This window comes from Rathayibacter sp. VKM Ac-2926 (assembly GCF_022815565.1).
GTDB lineage: Bacteria > Actinomycetota > Actinomycetes > Actinomycetales > Microbacteriaceae > Rathayibacter > Rathayibacter festucae.
Genome location: NZ_JALGRS010000008.1, coordinates 153359 through 176232 on the forward strand (window position 1 = coordinate 153359; position 22874 = coordinate 176232).

Here is a 22874-nt window from a genome sequence, read left to right on the forward strand (position 1 = left end):
TCGGCCGGCGGTCAGCGACGCAGGATGCGCGCCTCCCACGGCCCGAGCGTCGAGCCCGACGCGCCCGCGACGTTGCCCAGCACCGTCTCGGCTCCGGCCCACTCCTCGAGCAGCGCGACCTCGAGCGGCTCGCCGGAGACGTTGCCGACCACGAGCAGCTCGCTCGCCCCGGTGCGGGTGAACGCGAAGAGCGTCGGATGCTCGGCCTCGAGCAGGGCGAAGCGGCCCAGCTGCACCGTCTCGTCCTCGTGCCGCAGCGCGATCAGCGCGCGGTAGTACTCGAAGACGGAGCGCTCCGCCGCACGGTCGGCCGCGACGTTCACCTCGACGTGGTTCGGGTTGACCGGGATCCACGGCTCGCCCGTCGTGAAGCCGGCCTGCGGTCCGCCGTCCCACTGCACCGGCGTCCGCGCGTTGTCGCGGCTCTGCGCGCGCAGGCCCGCGAGCACCTGCTCCGGGTCCTCGCCGCGCTCCTCCACCGCCTCGGCGTAGTAGTTCAGCGACTCGACGTCGCGGAAGTCCTCGATGCCGGCGAACGGCACGTTGGTCATGCCGATCTCGTCGCCCTGGTAGATGTACGGCGTGCCGCGCTGCAGGTGCAGGAGCGTCGCCCAGAGCGTGGCCGACTCGTAGCGCCAGGCGGCGTCGTCGCCGAAGCGGGACACCAGCCGGGGCTGGTCGTGGTTGCCGAGGTAGAGGCTGTTCCAGCCGCGCTCGGCGAGCCCGTCCTGCCAGCGGGCGAGATTCGCCTTGAGGGCGACGAGATCGAGCGGGACCGGGTGGAACTTGTCGACGCCGTGGTCGATCCCGACGTGCTCGAACTGGAAGACCATGTCGAGCTCGCGCCGCTCCGGGTCGGTGACGAGCACCGCCTCCTCGAGGGTGACGCCCGGCATCTCGCCGACCGTCATCAGCGCGGCGTCGCGCCCGGCGAACACCGCCTCGTTCATCTCGCGGAGGTACTCGTGCAGCCGGGGGCCCACCCCGCCGACGATCCCGGAGCCGCCGCCAAGCCCGTCGATCTCCTCGACGTTCTTGGAGACCAGGTTGATGACGTCCATCCGGAAGCCGTCGACCCCGCGGTCGAGCCACCAGTTCATCATCGCGTGCACCGCGTGCCGGACCTCCGGGTTCTCCCAGTTGAGGTCGGGCTGCTGCACCGCGAAGAGGTGCAGGAAGTACTCGTCGGTCGCCGGATCGAGGGTCCAGGCCGGGCCGGAGAAGTAGGAGCGCCAGCCGTTGGGCTCGGCGACGTCGAGGCCCGCCTCCGCGGTCGCCTCGAGCTCGGCGTCCGGCGCGAGCACCGCCTCCCGAGCCGCGTTCTCGCGCCCCTGCCGCCACCAGTACCAGTCGCGCTTCGCGTCCTCCTGCGAGGAGCGCGACTGCACGAACCAGGCGTGCTCGTCGCTGGTGTGGTTCACCACGAGGTCCATCACCAGCTTGATGCCGCGCTCGTGCGCCTCGGCGAGGAGCAGGTCGAACTCCTCGAGCGAGCCGAACAGCGGGTCGATGTCCTGGTAGTCCGAGATGTCGTAGCCGTTGTCGTGCTGGGGCGACGGGTAGACCGGCGACAGCCAGACGACGTTCACGCCGAGGTCGGCGAGGTGGTCGAGATGCGCGCGGATGCCGCCGAGGTCGCCGAACCCGTCGCCGTTCGAGTCGGCGAACGAGCGGGGGTAGATCTGGTAGACGACCGCGCTCGTCCACCAGGGCGTCGCGGGGGTCGGGGTGAGGGGCTCCATGGCCCGAATCTAGCCGCCACCACCGACGCCGGCGGGGTCGCCGCACCGTCGCCGGGCACCCTCGCGAGACCGCCGGAGAACACCGTGTAACGATCGGATTAAGCGTTCCCGAGCGCCCCGCGAGGCGCCCGCCGCGCTCGGATACCCTCGGTCTCGGCGGACCCGACCGCCGCGGGGGAGTGGGCGAGTGGCGAGGGTGAAGGCCGGCTCCGGCGCTCGGACGATGCGCGGCACCGCGGCGCATCCGCCCCTCGCGGACAGCGGGCCCGTCGTGGCCCCCGCCGCCCTCCGGCGCTCTCTCGGCGACACGGCCGAGGTCCTCTTCCCGCTCGTCCTCGACGCCGCAGCGCTCGCGCGGCGCGAGGTCGGCGGCCCCGACCTGCTCGAGCGCTTCGCGGCCTGGGGCGGCGACGGCGTCGTCGTCGCGGACACGGTCGGAACCGCGACGGGGGAGGAGCGGGTCGGCGCCTGGCTCGCCGGGCACCGCGACCGCGATCGGTTCCGGCTGCTCGGCCGCTTCGGCGGCTCCCCGTCCGCCGTCGCCTCCCCGCGCGCCCTGGTGACCCGCGTCGAGGAGTCGCTCCGGCGGCTCGGAGCCGAGCGACTCGACGTCCTGGCGGTCCGCCCCGACGGTGCCGGACGGCTCGACCAGCTGCTCAGCGCCGTCGAGGTGCTGCTCGCCCGCGGGCTCGTCGGCACCGCCGTCGCCTCGGGGTTCGCCGCCGAGGAGCTCTTCGAGGCGCGCGTGCTCGCCGGCCACGGCCACCCGCGGTTCGCCGGCGTCGAGCTGCCCTACAGCCTGCTCGACAGCACCCGGGCGGACGGCGACCTCGGTCTGGTCGCGGCCGGCCAGGGTCTCTCGCTGCTCTGCACGGCGCCGCTCGCGCACGGCTTCCTCGACGGCGTCGAGCGCGGACGCCGGCAGCTCGGCCGGCTCCCCGACGGCGTCCTCGCCGCCGCCCACGTCGGGCGGCGCGGGCGGCGCGTGCTGGTCGCCCTCGACGCCATCGGCGCCGAGCTCTCGGCCACCCCGGCCGCCGTCGCACTGGCCTGGCTGCTCTCCCGGCCGGGAGTGACCGCGGCTGCGGTCGCTCCGCGCTCTCCGGCCGACGTCGACGCCGTGGTGCGCGCCGTCTCGCTCGAGCTCGACGCCGGGCACCTGGCGGCCCTGGAGCGCGCCCGCCGCTGACGGGTCGCGCAGGGATCACCCGGTGCAGGTGGCCTAAGCTGTGCCGGATGAACCACGGCGTCGCACTCCCTCTCGAACAGCCGGAGACGACCATCGGGGCCGCCGGCGGCTCGCTCGTCCGCCGGACCGTCCTCTCGAGCGGTGTCCGCATCCTCAGCGAGGCGATGCCCGGGGCCCGCAGCGCGACGATCGGCTTCTGGGTCGCAGCCGGCTCCCGCGACGAGGCGCCCGCCCTGCCCGCGGTCGACGGCCGTCCCGCCGTGCCGTCCAACTTCGGCTCCACGCACTTCCTCGAGCACCTGCTCTTCAAGGGCACGGGCACCCGGTCGGCGCTCGACATCGCGGTCGCCTTCGACTCGGTCGGCGGCGAGCACAACGCGCTGACCGCCAAGGAGTACACGTGCTACTACGCCAAGGTGCAGGACCGCGATCTGCCGATGGCGGTCGAGGTCATCGGCGACATGGTCACGTCGAGCCTGCTCGACCCGGCCGAGTTCGAGACCGAGCGGGGCGTCATCCTCGAGGAGCTCGCGATGGCCGACGACGACCCGGCCGACGTCGCCAGCGAGCGGCTCTTCGAGGCCGTCTTCGGCGAGCACCCGCTCGGGCGCCCGATCGGCGGCACCCCCGCCATCATCGGCGAGGCCACCCGCGACGCCGTCTGGGCGCACTACCGCGCCGCCTACCGCCCGCGCGACCTCGTCGTCACGGTCGCGGGAGCGGTTGACCACGAGGTGCTCGTCGCGCAGCTCGAGCGCGTCCTCGCCGCCGACGGCTGGGACCTCAGCACGCCGGCCGCGCCGGTCGAGCGCCGCGTCGGCGGCTCGGCCGTCTTCACCCGCGGCACCGCCCTCTCGATCACCCACCGCCCGACCGAGCAGGCGAACCTGCTGATCGGCTTCCCCGGCCTGGCCGCCGCGGACGACCGGCGGATGACGATGGGCGTGCTGAACTCGATCCTCGGCGGCGGCATGTCCTCGCGCCTCTTCCAGGAGGTGCGCGAGAAGCGCGGCCTGGCCTACTCCGTCTACTCGTTCGCCCCGTCCTACTCCGACGCGGGGCTCTTCGGCCTCTACGCGGCCTGCACGCCGTCGAAGGCGGGTACCGTCGCCGAGCTGCTGCTGGCCGAGTTCACCCGCCTGGCCGAGCACGGCGTCACCGCCGAGGAGCTCGCCCGCGCCCGCGGCCAGCTGTCCGGCGCGGCAGCGCTCGCCCTGGAGGACTCGGACACCCGGATGTCGCGGCTCGGCCGCTCCGAGCTGACCTTCGGCGAGTTCGTCGACCTCGACGAGAGCCTGCGCCGACTCGCCCTCGTCGGCGCGGAGGACGTCCAGGCACTCGCGGCAGACTTGGCCCGGGGGCCGTCGTCGATCTCGGCCGTCGGAGCGGTCGACGAGTCGACCTTCGCCGGCATCGCCGAGATCGAGACCACTCCCGCGGCCTGACCCGCTCCGAGAACACCCGCTGACCGCGCACCGTCGCGCCGCACCAGGGAGGACCTCCGTGTCCCACTACATCTACCTCGTCCGCCACGGCGAGCAGCAGGACGCCGAGCACGGCATGCCCGACGGGCCGCTGTCGGCCCGCGGCGAGCGCCAGGCCCGGCTCATCGCCGAGCGGCTCGGCGGCGTCCCCTTCACCGGGGCGTGGCACTCGCCGCTGCGCCGGGCGGAGGAGACCGCCGCACGCTTCCAGGCGGTCCTGCCCGGGCTGTCGATCGAGCCGTCCTCGCTGCTGTTCGACTGCATCCCCTCCGGCCCGACCCCGGACATGCCGCGCGCCTTCGAGCCGTTCTTCGGCAGCGTCACCCCGGCCGAGATCGACGCCGGGCACGCGCAGATGCAGGACGCCGTGGCCGAGTTCCTCGCCCCGTCCCGCGAGGACCGCCACGACCTGCTCATCACGCACAACTTCGTCATCGGCTGGTTCGTCCGGCACGTGTTCGACGCCCCGGACTGGCGCTGGCTCGGCGTGAACCAGGCGAACTGCGGCCTGACGATCATCCGCGTCCGCTCCCGCAAGCCCCCGGTCCTCGTCGTCCACAACGACCTCGCCCACCTCCCCGTCGAGCTGCGCACCGGCCTCCCCGAGGCGCAGTCCTACTGACCCCCGCGACGGCGGCGAGGAAGCTGCGCTGCTCGCCCCCAAGGACGTCGGTCTCGATACGCCCCTCCGGGGCTACTCGACCAGCAGGGAAAGTGGCCCCTCCGGGACTGCTCGACCAGCAGGGGTCGCGCTGCATGCTGATCGAGTAGCTCGCGCAGCGGGCGTATCGAGATCCCGCTCCGCCCGCAGTCCCACCACGCCCGCGGTCGTTAGGCTGGCCGGGTGACCACCTCCGTCGCCGTCGTCGGTGCAACCGGCAAACTCGGCTCCCTCACCTGCTCGCTCCTCGAGGCCTCGGAGGAGTTCGACCTCGTCGCCCGGCTCGGCTCGCGCAGCGACCCGCGCGAGATGCTCGCGGCGGACGTCGTCGTGGACATGACGCTCCCGGCGGTCAGCCAGCAGATCGTCGACCTCGCCGTCGCGAACGGCAGGAAGGTGCTCGTCGGCACCTCCGGCTGGACCGGCGACCGCATCGCGGCGCTCCGCCGCAGCGTCGACGCGCAGCCCGGCGCCGGCGTGGTGATCATCCCCAACTTCTCGCTCGGCTCGGTCCTCGCCACCGCGCTGTCCACGGTCGCGGCGCGCTTCTTCGACGCGGTCGAGATCGTCGAGACCCACGGCGCCCGCAAGGTCGACTCGCCCTCCGGCACCGCCGTGCGCACCGCCGAGCTGCTGCTCCGCGCGCGCGCCGAGCTGGGCCCCGTCCAGGCGCCGCACACCGACCAGCGTGCCCGCGGCCAGCAGGTGGCGAGCATCCCGGTGCACAGCCTGCGCCTGCCCGGAGTCGAGGCGCGTCAGGAGGTGGTCTTCGGCGGCACCGGCGAGACGGTCACGATCCGCCACGACACCACGTCCTCCGCGTCCTACGAGGCCGGCATCCTCCGCGCCCTCGACGCCGTGCGCAGCACCACCGGCGTGGTCGTCGGCCTCGACGCGCTGATCGACCTCCGCGCCGCCTTCGACGCCGCACCCCTGGCCGAGCAGGTCCGCGACGAGCCGGCGATCAGCGACGACGTCCCCTCCGGCCAGGCCGCGGCCGCCACGAGCACCCCGTGAGGACCCGCATCGGCGTCGGCCTGATGGCCGTCCTCCTCGCGCTCTACCTCTTCGTCTGCCTGCAGTACTCGTACGTCGCCTTCGCCGCCGGGACGGTGCCGGGCATCGTGATGGGCGTCGGCCTGCTCGTCCTCGGCGGGGTCGGCGTCTGGGGGCTCGTGCGCGAGATCTCCTTCGGCGTCCGCGCCGAGAAGCTGGCCCGGCGCCTCGAGTCCGAGGACGCCCTGCCCTCCGAGGTCCTCGAATCCAGCGCGACCGGCCGACTCGACCGGACCGAGGCCGACGCGCTCTTCCCGCGCTACGCGGCCGACGTCGACGAGGACCCCGGCAGCTGGCGCGCCTGGTACCGGCTCGGCCTCGCCTACGACGCGAGCGGCGACCGCAAGCGCGCCCGCGGGGCGATCCGCCGCTCGATCGCCCTGGAGCGCGAGCGGCCCGCCTGATCGGCGGCGCTCAGTCCGCCAGCACCGCCTGCAGCGCCTCGGCCACCGTGCGGTGCCGGAAGACGAAGCCGTCGTCGAGCAGCCGCTGCGGCACCAGCCGCTGGCTCGAGAGCAGCAGCTCGTGCCCCGCGTCGCGCAGTGCGAGCTCGATGATCTTCTCCGGGACGGGCAGCTTGAACGGCCGGTGCAGCAGCTCGGCCAGGGTGCTCATGACCTCGTTCGCCGTCGCGGCCTCGGGCCCCGCGAGGTTGACCGGGCCGGACAGCGACGAGGTCAGCAGGTGCCGGATCGCGGCGGCCTCGTCGTAGTGGCTGATCCACGGCCAGTACTGCTGTCCGCCGCCCAGCGGGCCGCTCAGTCCCAGCTTCGTCAGCGGCAGCAGCGGCTTGAGTGCGCCGCCGTTCCCGAGCACGAGCCCGGTGCGCACCGTCACGACGCGCGCGGTCTCGGGAGCGAGCAGCGCCGCCTGCTCCCAGCGCTCGACGACGTCGGCGAGGAAGCCCTCGCCGCGGGGGGACTCCTCGGTCAGCTCCTCGCCCGGCCGGTCGCCGTAGTAGCCGACGGCAGAGGCGTTCAGCAGGATCGACGGGGGAGTGGACGCCATCCGCATCGCGTCGGTGATGGTCTGCGTGGCCTGCACCCGCGAATCGAGGATCTCGCGCTTGTACGAGGAGGTCCACGGGAGGCGGCTGATCGAGGCGCCCGAGAGGTTGACCACGGCGTCGACCCGGTCGAGCACGCTGAAGTCGAGCATGTGCGAGGCGGGCGCCCAGTGGAACTCGTCCGGGCTGGTCGGGGCGTGGCGGACAAGGCGGAAGATCTCGTGCCCGTCCGAGCGCAGCTGGCGCACGAGCTCCGAGCCGATCATGCCGCTCGCCCCGGAGATCAGGACCCGCAGCCGCTTCGGAGCCGCGGGCTCCTCCTGCGCGTGGGTCGCCGTGTCCGGCGCCTCGCCGGGCGGCACGGCCGGCCGCGGTGCCGCCGTGCGGGTGGAGCGCCGGGGGGAGTCGCCGGCGCTGCCGGTGCCGTCCTGGTCCGAGTGCCGTGCGGTCGATTCGCTCATGGTGCCTCCCGAGGCCCGTCGCGGGCCGCCCGCGAAGCGGGATTCAGCCTAGGGCGTCGCGATCGGCATCCGGTGTGCGCCGGCCGCGCGCGTGCACCCGCGCGGCCGACCCTGCGTCGCTCGGCCCCCGCGCCGAGGGTCTATCGTCGAAGCCGTGACCGACCAGAGCGCCTCCGACAGCACCCCGATCTTCCGCTCCGATGTGGTCGTCGAGCTCGTCCGCTCCAGCGCCCACGACTCCGATGTCCTCTTCGCCGCCCGCGTCTCGACGCAGGGCGAGAAGACCCTCGCCGGCGCCCTCGACGAGGAGTCGGCCGACAGCGAGCTGCAGGGCAAGCGCGACCGCGGCCTGATCAACTACCTGATGCGCGACCGCCACGGCTCGCCCTTCGAGCACAACTCGATGACCTTCTACGTGCAGGCGCCGATCTTCGTCTTCCGCGAGTTCATGCGGCACCGCATCGCCTCCTACAACGAGGAGTCGGGCCGCTACCGCGAGCTCCGCCCCGTCTTCTACGTGCCCGGCCCGCAGCGCAACCTCGTCCAGGTCGGCAAGCCCGGCGCCTACTCCTTCGAGCCCGGCACCCCCGAGCAGACCGAGCTCGTGGTCGCCGAGACGCGACGCGCCAGCACCCAGGCCTTCGAGGCGTACCAGCGGATGCTCCAGGAGGGCGTTGCCCGCGAGGTCGCCCGCATCGTCCTGCCGCTGAACATCTACTCCTCGATGTACGTGACGCTGAACGCCCGCTCGCTGATGAACTTCCTCTCCCTCCGCACCAAGCGCGAGGACTCGACGTTCCCCTCCTTCCCGCAGCGCGAGATCGAGATGGCCGCCGAGCAGATGGAGCAGCACTTCGAGCAGCTCATGCCCCTCACCGCCGCCGCCTTCACCGCGAACGGCCGCGTCGCCCCCTAGCAGCGTCCCTGCCCGCACCGCATCCGCTCTGCAGGTGCCCCGCCGTTGTGCAGGTGCCTGTCCGTTGTGCAGGCATCTGTCCGATCTGCAGGCGATCCGAGGACGAAGCCGCCTGGAGCCGCGCGAGTAGGCCCGGGCGGGCCGGGATCGCCTGCACACCGCACCACTCCCCGCGGAGGCATCCCCCTCCACAGGAGCCGTGGCGTCGGATTCTCCACCGATCGGAGCCCGCGCCCCCGCGCGCCCTTCCTGCGCGGCCACGCTCTCCCTGTGCGCGCGTCCTCCGGCTCCGTCCTCCGCGCCGGAGGCCTGGTGAAGACCGAGCAGTTCCTCCGCGAGGGCTCCTCCGCACGCGAGCTCCGCGAGGCGGTGAAGACCGGAGCGCTCCTTCGCGTCCGGAAGGGCTGGTACGCCCCTCCCGGAGTCGACACCGGAATCGAGCGCGCCTTCCGCGTCGGCGGGGTCCTCGCCTGCGCGAACGCCGCCGTCGCGCACGGGCTCTGGGTGCCGCGCTTCCGTGGCCTGCACATCGCCGTCCGCGCCCACGCCTCCCGACTCCGGGATCCCGACCGTCACGCCGTCCGGCTCTCCCACGATCCCGGCGTCGTCGTCCACTGGTCGAAGGAGGCACCGCGGCCCTCCGCTCTGGTCCAGGCGCTCGAGGACTGCGTCGTCGAGGCGGCGGCCTGCCAGGGCGCCGAGTTCGCCTTCGTCCTCCTGGAATCGGCGCTGCACAGGCGGCTCCTCGACTCTGCAGGTCGAGCGCGGCTCCTCGCGCGGCTGCCGGCTCCCCATCGGCGGCTCCTCCGCTGGGCCGGTTCGTCCTCCGAGAGCGGGCTGGAGTCGATGGTCGCCTTCCGGCTGCGGACTCTCGGGATCGCCTTCCGCCAGCAGGTGCGCATCGACCGCCGGCGCATCGACTTCCTGCTCGGCGAGGTGCTCGCCCTCGAGGTGGACGGTGCTGCGTTCCACGATGCCGAGCACGACAACCGGCGCGATGTCGAGCTCGGCCTGCTCGGCTACCGCGTCCGCCACTACCGCACCTCCCTCGTCCTCGACGACCGGCCCCTCGTCGAGGCCGACATCCTCGCCGCCCTCTCCCGCGGGGATCACGTCCGCACCTGACTCCCTCCGTCGGCGCACGGCGGGGATCCGTTCGATCTGCAGGTGTTCGAGCCCCGTCGAGGTCTCCGGCGCGGCTGAAAGCCCGTTCGGCTCGGCGAGTCCTGCAGATCAAACGAGAGCGTGCAGACCCGGCCGGCATCCGCGGATCAGAACGCCACGAGCCCGCGGCCACCGACCCGTTACCCTGGGCTCGTGTCAACTCCGGAGAATCCTTTCGGCCAGGTCCTGGTCGCCCTGGTCACCCCGTTCACCGCCGACGGCGAGGTCGACTGGCCCGGTGTCGAGAAGCACATCGACGACTGCATCGCGAAGGGCGCCGACGGCATCGTCGTCACCGGCACCACCGGCGAGACCAGCACCCTCACCGACCCGGAGAAGATCCGGCTCGTCGAGGTCGGCAAGTCCGTCGCCGCGGGACGCGCGAAGATCATCACCGGCGGCGGCTCGAACGAGACCGCGCACGCGATGCAGCTCGCCCGCCAGAGCGAGAAGGCCGGCGCCGACGGCAACATGATCGTCACGCCGTACTACAACAAGCCCACCCAGGCCGGCATCCTCACGCACTTCCGGATGATCGCCGACGCGACCGACCTCCCGGTCATCCTCTACGACATCCCCGGCCGCACCGGCGTGCCCATCCGCTACGAGACGATCCTCCGCGCGGCCAAGCACCCCAACATCCTCGCCGTGAAGGACGCCAAGGGCGATCTCTCCGAGGTCAGCCGCGTCCTCAACCAGACCGACCTGATGTACTTCTGCGGCGACGACGCCAACGTCCTGCCCGAGCTGGCCATCGGCGCCACCGGCCTGATCGGCGTCACCGCCAACATCGCCGCCTCGCCCTACCGCACCATCGTCGACGCCGTGAACTCCGGCGACCTCAGGGCCGCCACCCTCGCGCACCAGCAGCTCGAGCCGCTCGTGCGCGCGGTGATGACGCACGTGCCCGGCACCGTCGCGGCGAAGTACATCCTGCACGGCCTCGGCCGCATCTCCTCGCCCCGCGTGCGCCTGCCGCTGGTCGGCCCCGAGGAGTCGGAGGCCGCCCTGATCGAGGACGAGCTCGGCCTCGTCCGCGACATCCCCGGTGTCGACTTCCGCAACTTCCGGCCCGACCGCAACGCCGCCGCGGGCGGCGCGCTGCCGAAGGTCGCCGGCACCACACGCTGACGCCGCACGAGCGGCACGGACGACTCCCGACCGAGGAAGAGGAGGGCGCATGCCCAGTCCCGTGATCACTCCTGCCGCGCTCGAGGCGGGCACGCTGCGGATCATCCCGCTCGGCGGCCTCGGCGAGATCGGCCGCAACATGACGGTCTTCGAGATCGACGGCAAGATCCTCGTGGTCGACTGCGGCGTGCTCTTCCCGGAGGAGAACCAGCCGGGCGTGGACCTGATCCTGCCCGACTTCACCCCGATCAAGGACCGCCTCGAGGACATCGTCGGCGTCGTGCTGACCCACGGCCACGAGGACCACATCGGTGCTGTCCCCTACCTCCTCAAGCTCGAGCGGGACATCCCGCTGATCGGCTCGACCCTGACGCTCGCGCTGGTCGAGGCGAAGCTGAAGGAGCACCGGATCAAGCCCTACACGCTGACGGTGAAGGAGGGCGACGTCGAGAACCTCGGTCCCTTCGAGCTCGAGTTCGTGGCGGTCAACCACTCCATCCCGGACGCGCTCGCCGTCGCGATCATCACCGACGCGGGCTCCGTGCTGCACACCGGCGACTTCAAGATGGACCAGCTCCCGCTCGACGGGCGCATCACCGATCTCCGCGCCTTCGCCCGCCTCGGCGAGGAGGGCATCGACCTGTTCATGGTCGACTCGACCAACGCCGACGTGCCCGGCTTCACGCCGAACGAGCGCGACATCGGCCCGGTCATCGAGAGCGTGATCGCGAAGGCGACCCGCCGGGTCATCGTGGCGAGCTTCTCCAGCCACGTGCACCGGGTGCAGCAGGTGCTCGACGCTGCGCACGCGAACGGGCGCCGCGTGGCGCTGCTCGGCCGCTCGATGGTGCGCAACATGGGCATCGCGGCCACCCTGGGATACCTCAAGGTGCCGGAGGGTGTGCTGATCGACGTCAAGAAGGCGGGCGACATCCCGGAGGACAGGATCGTCTACATGTCCACCGGCTCGCAGGGCGAGCCGATGGCGGTGCTCAGCCGGATGGCGAACCTCGACCACCAGATCCAGCCCGGCGAGGGCGACACCGTCATCCTCGCGTCGAGCCTCATCCCCGGCAACGAGAACGCGGTCTACCGCGTGATCAACGGCCTGACCAGGCTCGGCGCCACCGTCGTGCACAAGGGCAACGCGAAGGTGCACGTCTCGGGTCACGCCGCCGCCGGCGAGCTCATCTACTGCTACAACATCCTCAAGCCGCTCAACGTCCTGCCGGTGCACGGCGAGTACCGCCACCTCGTCGCCAACGCGAAGCTCGCGCAGGCCACCGGCATCGCGGAGGAGAACACGATCATCGCCGAGGACGGCACGGTGCTCGATCTCCGCGCCGGCGTCGTGACCGTGGCCGGCCAGCTCGACCTCGGCTTCGTCTACGTCGACGGCTCGTCGGTCGGCGAGATCACCGACGCCGACCTCAAGGACCGCCGCATCCTCAGCGAGGAGGGCTTCATCTCGATCATCGTCGTCGTGGAGGCGGGCACCGGCCGGATCGTGGTCGGTCCCGAGATCCACGCCAAGGGCTTCGCGGAGGACGACAGCGTCTTCGACGACGTGAAGCCGCGCATCGCGAAGGCCCTCGAGGAGGCGGTGCAGAGCGGAGTCAGCGATCAGCACGCGCTCTCGCAGAGCATCCGCCGCGTCGTCGGCCGCTGGGTGAACACCACCTATCGCCGCCGCCCGATGATCGTCCCCCTGGTCATCGAGGCCTGACCCCGGACGGAGTGCCCCCGACGCTCCGGCCCGTTCCCGCACCGTCACCCGCCCCCGGGCACCCGTCCGCACCTCATGCCAGACCCGATCCCCCACGGAGACCGCGCATGGACCACTCGATCCGCCCCGCCCGCCGCGAGGACGCCCCCTTCCTCGCCGACATGCTCGTCGACGCGGCGAACTGGAACTGGACGGCGGCCCGCACCCGCATCGACGTCCTCGAGGAGGAGTCGACCCGCCGCTACGTCGCCGGCTGGCCCCGGCCCGGCGATCTCGGCTCGGTCGCCGAGACCGCCGACGGCGAGCGGATCGGCGCCTGCTGGTTCCGCCTCTTCAGCGCCGCCGCACCCGGCCGCGGGTTCGTCGCCGCGGGCGTGCCCGAGCTGACCCTCGGGGTGCGGCCGGTCTGGCGCGCGCAGGGCATCGGCCGCGGGCTGCTGCGCGCCGCTCTGGACCAGGCACGCACCGCCGGCTACGCGCGGGTCTCGCTCAACGTGTCGACGGACAACTTCGCCCGACGGCTCTACCGGAGCGAGGGCTTCAGCGCGGTGGCCGACCGCGGCGACGCGGAGACGATGGTCGCGACGCTGCGCTGACCGCACGAGGTCCGGGCCGCGCGGCCGCCGCCCCCCGGCGCGGGTCCGCGGCGATGACGGAGGCGGCGGGTACGGTGGCCCTATGGCGACGACTCCGAAGACGACCTCCCGCGCGAAGGCGAGCGCCCCCGCGCGCTCGAGCACTCCGCGCTCCGGCCGCGGCTCCGGGCGGGGATCGTCCGAGAAGAGCACGGTCGCGTTCAGCTCGACCCCGCGCACGAATCCGCTCGTCACCGTCTGGATGGCGCTGGCGCACCTGGCCGGCGGTGCCGCCCGCGCACTCGGTCCGGAGCGCCTGGCGAAGGAGGAGCGCCGCGACGGCGTCCCCTTCCTGCTCCTGCTGCTCGCGATCACCGGCGCGGTGGTGGAGTGGTTCCTCGCGACCGACCCGGTCGCCCTCGTGCTCGACGCCTGGAGCTTCGGCGGCCTGTTCGGCCGCGTCGCCTACGTCCTCCCCGTGGTGCTGCTGCTCTTCTCGCTCTGGCTGTTCCGTCACCCGCGCTCGGTCGACGACAACGGCCGCATCGGCGTCGGCCTCGCCGTCCTGCTGATCTCCTCCGCCGGGCTCTGCCACGCGCACCTCGGCGCGCCGCAGCCGGGCTCGGGCATCGACCAGATGGCCGCCGCCGGCGGTGTCCTCGGCTGGCTCGTCGGTGCGCCGCTCGTGGCGATCGCGACCGTGCCGGGCGCCACGGTGCTCCTCTCCCTGGTCGTCCTGCTCTCCCTCTTCATCATCACCAAGACCCCGCCGAACCGGATCGCCGCCCGCTCGCGCGAGCTCTACGGCTACCTCTTCGGCGCCCCCGTCCTCGACGACGAGGAGCGCGCGCGCCTCAAGGCGGAGAGGGCGGCGAGCAAGGCCGCCGCGAAGGCCGAGAGCGAGAAGGCCGAGGACGAGCAGGAGGACGGCGGCGAGCTGCCCTGGTGGCGCCGCACGGACTCCGGTCGCGAGGACGAGCCGACCGTCCAGGCCGAGCTGCCGATCGACGCGCTCGGCGACGACGACGAGGCGCCGAAGGGCCGGAAGGGCCGCGGCCGCGCGAAGGGCTTTGACACCGCGCTCGAGGAGCCGGCGTCCGCCGAGCGTGACGAGCCGGCCGACCCGCCCACCCGCTCCTACGCGACCGAGGTGATCTCCGAGGCCGAGTCGGCCGAGGCCGCCCTGGCCCGCCACGATCAGAGCGCGACCACCCGCATCCCGCTGGGCGTGGTGGACGACGACGCGACCGGCGTCATCGCGCTCGACGACCTCGACGTCGCCCCTGCGGTCCCGCTCCCGCCGGTGATCGAGACCGGTCCGATCGCGCCGATCGCCGCCGACCCCACCGCCGACTTCGACTCCTCCTTCGAGGAGGAGACCCCGTACCGCCTGCCGTCCGCCTCCGCCCTCTCCACCGGCACGCCGTCGAAGGCGCGCTCGGCGGCGAACGACGAGATGGTCCGTGCGCTCACCGAGGTGCTCCAGCAGTTCAACGTGGACGCGACGGTCACCGGCTTCTCCCGGGGCCCGACGGTCACCCGCTACGAGATCGAGCTCGGCCCGGGCGTCAAGGTCGAGCGCGTCACGGCGCTGAGCAAGAACCTCTCCTACGCGGTCGCCAGCAACGAGGTCCGGATCCTCTCGCCGATCCCGGGCAAGAGCGCGATCGGCGTCGAGATCCCGAACACCGACCGCGAGATCGTCTCGCTCGGCGACGTCCTGCGCTCCGCCGCGTCGACGACGTCGACCCACCCGATGACGATCGGCGTCGGCAAGGACGTCGAGGGCGGCTACGTCGTGGCCAACCTCGCCAAGATGCCGCACCTCCTCGTCGCCGGCTCCACCGGCTCCGGCAAGTCCAGCTTCGTGAACTCGATGATCACGAGCCTGCTGATGCGCGCGAGCCCGCAGGACGTCCGGATGGTGCTGATCGACCCCAAGCGCGTCGAGCTCACGATCTACGGCGGGGTCCCGCACCTGATCACGCCCATCATCACGAACCCCAAGAAGGCCGCCGAGGCGCTGCAGTGGGTCGTGAAGGAGATGGACATGCGGTACGACGACCTCGCGTCGTTCGGCTACCGGCACATCGACGACTTCAACGCGGCGGTGCGCAGCGGCGAGATCAAGCTCCCCGCGGGCAGCAACCGCGTCCTCCGGCCCTACCCCTACCTCCTGGTGGTCGTCGACGAGCTCGCCGACCTGATGATGGTCGCCCCGCGCGACGTCGAGGACTCGATCGTCCGCATCACCCAGCTCGCCCGGGCCTCCGGCATCCACCTCGTGCTCGCCACCCAGCGGCCGAGCGTCGACGTCGTCACCGGCCTGATCAAGGCCAACGTGCCCAGCCGCCTGGCCTTCGCCGTGACGAGCGTCACCGACTCGCGGGTCATCCTCGACCAGCCCGGCGCCGACAAGCTCATCGGCCAGGGCGACGGCCTGTTCCTGCCGATGGGCACGAACAAGCCGATGCGTGTCCAGGGCGCCTGGGTCCGCGAGGAGGAGATCGCCAAGGTCGTCGAGCACGTCACGCGGCAGGCCCAGCCGGAGTACCGCCAGGACATCACGGTCCAGGCGCAGCGCAAGGAGATCGACTCCGACATCGGCGACGACCTCGAGCTGCTGATGGCTGCGGCCGAGCTCGTGGTCAGCACGCAGTTCGGCTCGACCTCGATGCTGCAGCGCAAGCTCCGCGTCGGCTTCGCGAAGGCGGGCCGCCTGATGGACCTGCTCGAGTCCCGCGAGGTCGTCGGCCCCTCCGAGGGGTCGAAGGCGCGCGACGTGCTGGTGACCGCCGAGCAGCTGCCGGGGGTCCTCTCGCGGATGCGCGGCGAGGAGCCCGGCGAGCACTCCGCCGCGCCGTCGCCTACCGCACCCGACGCCTACGCCGATCCGCTGGCGGAGCCCTCGGGCCCGGTCGCGACCGACTACCACGACGACGACGAGGGCTCCGATGACGACGCCTGGGCGCTCACGGGGCGCGACTGAGCGATGACCACGCCGCCGAATCGACCGATCACGAGGAACGGCTCAGACCGATGACCAGCCCCACCGCGCACGCCGACGCCGCCCCGAGCAACTGGAACCTGCCCAACGCGATCACCGTGGTGCGCATCCTGCTCGCCCCGGTGTTCTTCTGGCTGCTCCTGGCCGACAACGGCGAGGACGGCGGCGTGCGCATCGCGGCCGCGCTGCTCTTCATCGTCGCGATCGCGACCGACGGGATCGACGGCCACATCGCGCGCAGCCGCGGGCTGGTCACCGACCTCGGCAAGCTGCTCGACCCGATCGCGGACAAGGTGCTCACCGGCGCCGCGCTGGTCGGCCTCTCGATCCTCGCCGAGCTGCCCTGGTGGGTCACGATCGTCATCCTCGTCCGCGAGATCGGCATCACCGTGTTCCGGATGGCCGTCCTCTCGGACCGGGTGATCCCCGCCTCCCGCGGCGGCAAGCTGAAGACGATCGTGCAGTCCGTCGCGATCTCGCTCGCGCTCCTTCCGCTCTGGACCTTCCTGGGCGAGTGGGTGCACTGGCTGAACGGCATCACGATGACGGCCGCGGTCGTCCTCACCGTCGTGACCGGCATCGACTACCTGGCCGACGCGGCGCGCCAGAGTCGCGCGGCCCGCGGGCGCCGATGAGCGCCGAGGAGCTGCTGCAGGCACTCGCGGAGCGCGGTCTCGCGCTGGCGGTCGCGGAGTCGCTGACGGGCGGGGCGCTGAGCTCCGCCCTGGTCGAGGTGCCCGGCGCCTCCGCCGTCTACCGCGGGGGAGTGGTGTCCTACGCCACTGATCTGAAGCACCGCCTGCTCGGGGTCGACGCGGACCTCCTGGCGCAGGAGGGACCCGTCCACCCCGTGGTCGCCGTGCAGATGGCGCGCGGCGCCGCCCGGCAGCTCGGCGAGGCAGGCGCGAGGACCGTCGGCGTCGCGACGACGGGGGTCGCGGGCCCGGAGCCGCAGGGCGGAGCGGCCGTCGGCACCGTGTTCGTCGCGGCGGTCCTGGGCGAGGCCGAGCTCGTGCGCGAGCACCGCTTCGACGGCGGGCGGCCCGAGATCCGCGCCGCGTCCGTCGCCGCGGCACTCGATCTGGCCGGCGAGCTCGCGGCCTCGGCCGTGTGACGTCCGAGAGTCCCCGAACCGCCTCGGAATCGTGGAATGCGCAGGGTTTCGGCCGGGTTACATCTGACGTCGCTCACACGCAAAGTCCAGTCATCCGGTATTAGAGTCGACTCACACGAGCCGGGTAGTGAACAGCTATCCGGCTCTCTCGTACACATCCCCTTCGAATCCGATGCTCCGGCATTCCTCGAAGCGGTGCGCGAGAAGCGGTTGACGTGGAGAAGGAGGGTCCAGTGGTTCTAGTTCGTCAGGAGATCGGCGATGTCCTCAGGGACTTTCGCCTGCAGAAAGGTCGCACCCTGCGCCAGGTGGCGAGCAAGGCGAGTGTCGCTCTCGGCTACCTCAGCGAGGTCGAGCGCGGTCAGAAGGAGGCGTCGTCCGAGATCCTCGCTTCGGTGGCCGATGCGCTCGACACTCCGATCTCGGTGATCATGCGCGAGGTCGGCGACCGTCTCGCGGTCATCGAGGGGATCGACACGATCCCCGACACCATCCCGGCCGACATGGTCGCCGGATTCGACGCGGACCTCGTCTCGCAGTAGCGGATCCGTCCTCTTCCCACCCACCGCACCGCACCTCGCGAAGGGCGCCCGAGCTCCGGCTCCGGCGCCCTTCATCGTTCCCGGAGACGCACCCGCCCGAACCCTCCAGGCTTCCGCCCCGGTTCGGCTTGTTACCGTGGACGCATGCGCCTGAGCGAGTTCCAGCAGCTGGTCGATGACGAGTTCGGCGACGCGTACGCGCGCGTCCTCGTCTCCGACCTCGTGCTGACCGAGCTCGGCGGGAGGACCGCGCAGAAGGCCCTCCGCGACGGCGCGGAGCCCCGAGAGGTCTGGATCGCGCTGTGCCGCGCCAACGACGTCCCCGAGGGCCGCTGGCACGGGATCGACCCGGCGAAGCGCCGGCACTGACGCCGGGCGGCTCGCGCTGTCGCCCGCCGCCCGAAGTCGTGTTCGACACGCCGGGCGCGCCACCATCGAATCCCTGTTCGAACGGGTCTAAGCTCCTCACCAGAAGCAGGATCGCCTCCGTCTCCACAGAAGCGGTCCGGCTCGGCGCCGATGTCGGTGGTCGGGCCTACCGTCGACATCAGTCACACGGACTGCTTCACCGCCTTGTCGCAACCGGCCGGGACCGCATTCAGGGGCACTCGCCCGCGAACGGCTCCGGTACGACACGACAGCCTGTAGGCGATACCACCACGACACGAGAGCGAGACGGCCATGCCCAGTTCCTCAGACCGCGAGAAGTCCCTCGAGACCGCACTCGCCCAGATCGACCGCCAGTTCGGCAAGGGCGCCGTCATGCGCCTCGGCAGCGACGACCGCGCCCCCGTCGAGGTGATCCAGACCGGCTCGATCGCGCTCGACGTCGCGCTCGGGATCGGCGGACTCCCGCGCGGCCGCATCGTCGAGATCTACGGCCCCGAGTCCTCGGGAAAGACCACGCTGACCCTGCACGCGATCGCCAACGCCCAGCGCAACGGCGGCATCGCGGCCTTCATCGATGCGGAGCACGCGCTCGACCCCGAGTACGCCAAGAAGCTCGGCGTCGACATCGACTCGCTCCTCGTCTCGCAGCCGGACACGGGCGAGCAGGCGCTCGAGATCGCCGACATGCTCGTGCGCTCCGGCTCCATCGACCTCATCGTCATCGACTCCGTCGCAGCGCTCGTGCCCCGCGCCGAGATCGAGGGCGAGATGGGCGACTCGCACGTCGGCCTCCAGGCCCGCCTGATGTCGCAGGCCCTCCGCAAGCTTACCGGTGGCCTGAACACCACGAACACCACGATGATCTTCATCAACCAGCTCCGCGAGAAGATCGGCGTCTTCTTCGGCAGCCCCGAGACCACCGCGGGCGGCAAGGCGCTGAAGTTCTACGCGTCGGTCCGCCTCGACATCCGCCGCATCGAGACGCTGAAGGACGGCACCGACGCGGTCGGAAACCGCACTCGCGTCAAGGTCGTCAAGAACAAGATGGCGCCGCCGTTCAAGCAGGCCGAGTTCGACATCCTCTACGGCATCGGTATCTCCCGCGAGGGCAGCCTGATCGACTTCGGTGTCGAGCACGAGATCGTCCGCAAGTCGGGCGCCTGGTACACCTACGACGGCGACCAGCTCGGCCAGGGCAAGGAGAAGGCGCGCCAGTTCCTCATCGACAACCCGGACATCGCGGCGGAGATCGAGAAGCGCATCCTGATCAAGCTCGGCGTCGTCGCCGACCCGAACGCCGTGGTCGACGCCGCCCCGGTCGCGATCGAGACGAAGCAGCCGGTCCGCGAGACCAAGCCGCCCGTCCGCAAGGGCGCCTAGCCCGTGGGGGAGAAGGCTGCGGAGGGGGCACAGGGTCGGCCCGTGGCCTTCCTCCCCTGGGTCAAGGACGACGGGGCGGCCGCCGAGGCGGTCGAGCCCGCCGTCGACGCGATCGCGGAGCTCTCGGCGCACGTCGCGCGGCGGGACGCCGCGCCCTCGAGGGCTCCGGGCCGGTCGTCCCGATCGGACGACTCCGCGGCGGACGTCGCAGAGGACGACTCCCCGGAGGAGGACTCCTTCGCGGAGGATCTCCCCGAGGAGCCCGACCCCGAGCAGATCGCCGACCGCATCGTCCGCGGCCTGTCGCGCAAGAGCCTCTCGGTCGCCGAGGTCGAGGCGCGCCTCTACACCGAGGGCGTCGCCGAGAAGGACGCGATCGACATCCTCGAGCGCTTCACCCGCTTCGGCTACCTCGACGACTACAAGATGGCGGAGTCGCTGGTGATCCAGCTGCGCGAGCGCAAGAAGCTCGGGCGCTCGTCGATCATGCAGGAGCTGCGCGCCCGCAAGCTCGACCCCGACGCGATCGCGACCGCGCTGGACGAGTTCGACGGCGACGACGAGTACCGCACGGCGATGGAGCTCGCGCGCAAGCGCCTGCCGAGCCTGCGGTCGCTCTCCGACGAGGTCGCGGAGCGCCGCCTCTCCGGGTTCCTCGCGCGTCGCGGCTACGCCGGCGCACTGGTCCAGCGCGTCGTCCGCGAGACGGTGCGCAAGCCCGGCTCGAGCGTCCGCTTCCGCTGAACGACCGCGCCGCCCGGTCGCCGAGAGGCGGCCGGAGCGGCGCGTAGAATCGCACACCATGAGCACGCTCGGTCCGGTGACCTCCCCCCTCGTCGATGCGCGGCCGAGGACCTACGAGGTCCGCACCTTCGGCTGCCAGATGAACGTCCACGACTCCGAGCGGCTCAGCGGCTCGCTCGAGGCGGCCGGCTACGTCTCGGCCGACGGCGCCGAGGCCGACATCGTCGTCATCAACACCTGCGCGGTCCGCGAGAACGCGGACAACAAGCTCTACGGCAACCTCGGCCACCTCGCCTCGGTCAAGCGCCGGCACGAGGGGATGCAGATCGCCGTCGGCGGCTGCCTCGCGCAGAAGGACAAGAACGTCATCCTCGAGAAGGCTCCGTGGGTCGACGTCGTCTTCGGGACGCACAACATGGGGGCGCTGCCGAGACTGCTCGAGCGGGCCCGGCACAACGACGAGGCCCAGCTCGAGATCCTCGAGTCGCTCGACGTCTTCCCCTCGACGCTGCCGACCAAGCGCGACTCGACGTACAGCGGCTGGGTCTCCATCTCCGTCGGCTGCAACAACACCTGCACCTTCTGCATCGTCCCCGCCCTGCGCGGCAAGGAGAAGGACCGCCGTCCCGGCGACGTGCTCGCCGAGATCCAGGCGCTCGTCGACGACGGCGCGATCGAGGTGACCCTCCTCGGCCAGAACGTGAACTCCTACGGCGTCGAGTTCGGCGACCGGCAGGCGTTCTCGAAGCTGCTCCGCGCCGCGGGCACGATCCAGGGCCTCGAGCGGATCCGCTTCACCAGCCCGCACCCGGCCGCCTTCACCGACGACGTCATCGACGCGATGGCCGAGACGCCGGCCGTCATGCCGCAGCTGCACATGCCGCTGCAGTCCGGCTCCGACCGCATCCTCAAGGCGATGCGCCGCTCCTACCGCTCCGAGCGCTTCCTCGGGATCCTCGACCGCGTCCGCGGCCGGATCCCGCACGCGGCGATCAGCACCGACATCATCGTCGGCTTCCCCGGTGAGACCGAGGCCGACTTCCAGGAGACCCTCCGTGTGGTCGAGGCGGCCCGCTTCGCCTCCGCCTTCACCTTCCAGTACTCCATCCGCCCGGGGACGCCCGCGGCGACGCTGCCCGACCAGATCCCGAAGGCGGTCGTCCAGGAGCGCTTCGAGCGCCTGGCCGCGCTGCAGGACTCGATCAGCGAGAGCGAGAACCGCACGGTCGTCGGGCGCCGGGTGGAGGTGCTCGTCGCGACCGGCGAAGGCCGCCGCGACAGCACGACGCACCGCCTCAGCGGCCGCGCCGAGGACAGCCGCCTGGTGCACTTCGATGTGCCCGCCGGCTCCGAGCAGCCGCGCCCGGGCGACGTCGTCAGCGTCGAGGTCACCCGCGCCGCACCCTTCTACCTGATCGCCGACTCGACCGACGGTGCTCCGCTGCAGGTCCGCCGCACTCGCGCCGGCGACGCCTGGGACCGCGCGCAGGCGGAGTCGTGCGGAGTCCCTGCGGCTCCGGGCGCCAGCGGCGCACCGAAGGTCTCGCTCGGCCTGCCGTCGCTCCGCCTCCGCCCGATCACGCCGGTCGCGCCGGAGACACTGACCACGCCGATCTACGACGTTCTCGATGGCGAGCGCTGAGCGGGCGGCGCCCGCCCTCCTCACCGTCGTCGGCGCCACGGGCACCGGCAAGTCCGACCTCTCGCTCGCCCTCGCCGGCTCGATCCGCGCGTCCGGCGGTGCCGCGGAGGTCGTCAACGCCGACGCGATGCAGCTCTACCGCGGCATGGACATCGGGACCGCGAAGCTCCCGCCGGAGGAACGCCAGGGCGTTCCGCACCACCTGCTCGACGTCCTCGACGTCACCGAGGACGCCTCCGTCGCCCGGTACCAGCGCGAGGCCCGCGCGGTGATCGACGGTGTCCTCGCGCGCGGCGCGACCCCGATCCTCGTCGGCGGGTCCGGTCTGTACGTCTCGAGCGTGATCTTCGAGTTCTCCTTCGCCGGCACCGACCCCGCGCTCCGGCGGTCCCTCGAGGAGACGGCCGAGCGCGAGGGGTCCGCGGTGCTCTTCGAGCGGCTCCGCGCCGTCGACGCCGAGGTCGCCGCCCGGATCGGCCCGCACAACGTCCGACGGATCGTGCGTGCTCTCGAGATCACCGAGCTCACCGGCTCGCCGAACAGCGCGCTGATGTCGGACACCCCCGTCCCGTGGCGCCCGAGCACGGTCCTCGCGCTGGCCGCGCCGCGGGACGTGCTCGTCGAGCGGCTCGACCGCCGCGTCGAGCGGATGTGGGCGGGCGGCATGCTCGACGAGGTCGAGCGCCTCGTGCCGCTCGGCATCGAGCGGGGCGTCACCGCCAGCCGCGCCATCGGCTACGCCCAGGCGCTCGCACAGCGCTCGGGGGAGCTGACCGAAGCGGAGGCCGTCGCCTCCACCCAGGCGCTCACCCGCCGCTACGCCCGCCGGCAGAACAGCTGGTTCCGCCGCTACCAGGCGGCGCACTGGCTCCCGTTCGACGCTCCGGACCTCCTCGAGCAGGCGCTCGCCCTCGCCCAGGTCGGGGCTCGAGCGCCTCGGTAGG

General features: G+C 72.2%; 21 protein-coding genes. 19 read left to right on the forward strand and 2 right to left on the reverse strand.

The genetic code is table 11. From position 1 onward, the window contains the following. Positions 1 to 11: 11 nt before the first annotated feature. Entirely contained in the window at positions 12 to 1742 is a 1731-nt protein-coding gene (locus MT351_RS12990; RefSeq protein WP_132438255.1) for an alpha-glucosidase, read from the reverse strand. Positions 1743 to 1929: 187 nt separating this feature from the next. Between MT351_RS12990 and MT351_RS12995 the strand changes: the two genes are divergently transcribed. The 5 genes from MT351_RS12995 to MT351_RS13015 all read left to right on the forward strand — a co-directional run bounded on the left by MT351_RS12995 (position 1930) and on the right by MT351_RS13015 (position 6536). Beyond that, a complete protein-coding gene (locus MT351_RS12995) occupies positions 1930 to 2931 on the forward strand; it encodes an aldo/keto reductase (protein ID WP_132438254.1) in 1002 nt (333 codons plus the stop codon). 47 nt (positions 2932 to 2978) lie between these two features. Beyond that, a complete protein-coding gene (locus MT351_RS13000) occupies positions 2979 to 4376 on the forward strand; it encodes a pitrilysin family protein (RefSeq protein ID WP_123737198.1) in 1398 nt (465 codons plus the stop codon). Between the two features lie 58 nt (positions 4377 to 4434). Beyond that, the gene (locus tag MT351_RS13005; RefSeq protein ID WP_123447881.1) at positions 4435 to 5037 is read left to right on the forward strand and encodes a histidine phosphatase family protein; all 603 of its coding nucleotides are present in this window, start codon (positions 4435 to 4437) and stop codon (positions 5035 to 5037) included. Between the two features lie 222 nt (positions 5038 to 5259). Next, positions 5260 to 6093: a 4-hydroxy-tetrahydrodipicolinate reductase gene (gene dapB, locus MT351_RS13010; RefSeq protein ID WP_132438253.1), complete on the forward strand. Its 834-nt coding sequence runs from the start codon at positions 5260 to 5262 to the stop codon at positions 6091 to 6093. Beyond that, positions 6090 to 6536: a hypothetical protein gene (locus tag MT351_RS13015; RefSeq protein ID WP_123737196.1), complete on the forward strand. Its 447-nt coding sequence runs from the start codon at positions 6090 to 6092 to the stop codon at positions 6534 to 6536. The genes dapB and MT351_RS13015 overlap by 4 nt, the downstream gene beginning before the upstream one ends. 10 nt (positions 6537 to 6546) lie before the next feature. Here the strand turns inward: MT351_RS13015 and MT351_RS13020 are convergent, their stop codons facing one another. Next, on the reverse strand, positions 6547 to 7599 hold the full coding sequence (locus MT351_RS13020; RefSeq protein ID WP_132438252.1) for a TIGR01777 family oxidoreductase: 1053 nt from the start codon (positions 7597 to 7599) through the stop codon (positions 6547 to 6549). Between the two features lie 154 nt (positions 7600 to 7753). On the opposite strand from MT351_RS13020, the gene thyX reads away from it, so the two are divergent. The 14 genes from thyX (at position 7754) to miaA (ending at position 22873) form a co-directional block, all read left to right on the forward strand. Next, positions 7754 to 8515, forward strand: a complete 762-nt coding sequence (thyX, locus tag MT351_RS13025; RefSeq protein ID WP_123737194.1) for an FAD-dependent thymidylate synthase — start codon at positions 7754 to 7756, stop codon at positions 8513 to 8515. A 270-nt stretch (positions 8516 to 8785) separates the two neighbouring features. Beyond that, a complete protein-coding gene (locus tag MT351_RS13030) occupies positions 8786 to 9640 on the forward strand; it encodes a DUF559 domain-containing protein (protein ID WP_243582378.1) in 855 nt (284 codons plus the stop codon). Between the two features lie 192 nt (positions 9641 to 9832). Beyond that, the gene (dapA, locus tag MT351_RS13035) at positions 9833 to 10810 is read left to right on the forward strand and encodes a 4-hydroxy-tetrahydrodipicolinate synthase (RefSeq protein WP_123704963.1); all 978 of its coding nucleotides are present in this window, start codon (positions 9833 to 9835) and stop codon (positions 10808 to 10810) included. Between the two features lie 49 nt (positions 10811 to 10859). Next, positions 10860 to 12536 carry a ribonuclease J gene (locus tag MT351_RS13040; protein ID WP_243582379.1) on the forward strand — a complete coding sequence of 559 codons (1677 nt, stop codon included), beginning with the start codon at positions 10860 to 10862 and terminating at the stop codon, positions 12534 to 12536. 107 nt (positions 12537 to 12643) lie between these two features. Next, positions 12644 to 13132, forward strand: a complete 489-nt coding sequence (locus MT351_RS13045; RefSeq protein ID WP_123444536.1) for a GNAT family N-acetyltransferase — start codon at positions 12644 to 12646, stop codon at positions 13130 to 13132. Positions 13133 to 13214: 82 nt separating this feature from the next. After that, a complete protein-coding gene (locus MT351_RS13050) occupies positions 13215 to 16100 on the forward strand; it encodes a DNA translocase FtsK (RefSeq protein WP_132438249.1) in 2886 nt (961 codons plus the stop codon). Positions 16101 to 16150: 50 nt separating this feature from the next. Next, entirely contained in the window at positions 16151 to 16753 is a 603-nt protein-coding gene (gene pgsA, locus MT351_RS13055) for a CDP-diacylglycerol--glycerol-3-phosphate 3-phosphatidyltransferase (RefSeq protein ID WP_123737189.1), read from the forward strand. After that, positions 16750 to 17232, forward strand: coding sequence for a CinA family protein (locus tag MT351_RS13060; RefSeq protein WP_132438248.1), 483 nt, complete (start codon positions 16750 to 16752; stop codon positions 17230 to 17232). The genes pgsA and MT351_RS13060 overlap by 4 nt, the downstream gene beginning before the upstream one ends. 233 nt (positions 17233 to 17465) lie before the next feature. Further along, positions 17466 to 17774 (forward strand): helix-turn-helix domain-containing protein, encoded by a 309-nt coding sequence (locus MT351_RS13065; protein ID WP_123704950.1) that lies wholly within the window; start codon positions 17466 to 17468, stop codon positions 17772 to 17774. A gap of 144 nt (positions 17775 to 17918) precedes the next feature. Next, the gene (locus MT351_RS13070) at positions 17919 to 18143 is read left to right on the forward strand and encodes a DUF3046 domain-containing protein (protein ID WP_123444531.1); all 225 of its coding nucleotides are present in this window, start codon (positions 17919 to 17921) and stop codon (positions 18141 to 18143) included. Between the two features lie 312 nt (positions 18144 to 18455). Beyond that, positions 18456 to 19544 (forward strand): recombinase RecA, encoded by a 1089-nt coding sequence (gene recA, locus MT351_RS13075; RefSeq protein WP_123444530.1) that lies wholly within the window; start codon positions 18456 to 18458, stop codon positions 19542 to 19544. A 42-nt stretch (positions 19545 to 19586) separates the two neighbouring features. Then, entirely contained in the window at positions 19587 to 20288 is a 702-nt protein-coding gene (locus MT351_RS20330) for a regulatory protein RecX (RefSeq protein WP_165909214.1), read from the forward strand. A gap of 58 nt (positions 20289 to 20346) precedes the next feature. Further along, a complete protein-coding gene (gene miaB, locus MT351_RS13085; protein ID WP_132438247.1) occupies positions 20347 to 21930 on the forward strand; it encodes a tRNA (N6-isopentenyl adenosine(37)-C2)-methylthiotransferase MiaB in 1584 nt (527 codons plus the stop codon). After that, positions 21917 to 22873, forward strand: a complete 957-nt coding sequence (miaA, locus tag MT351_RS13090) for a tRNA (adenosine(37)-N6)-dimethylallyltransferase MiaA (RefSeq protein ID WP_132438246.1) — start codon at positions 21917 to 21919, stop codon at positions 22871 to 22873. Before miaB ends, miaA begins: the two co-directional genes overlap by 14 nt. Position 22874 lies beyond the last annotated feature (1 nt).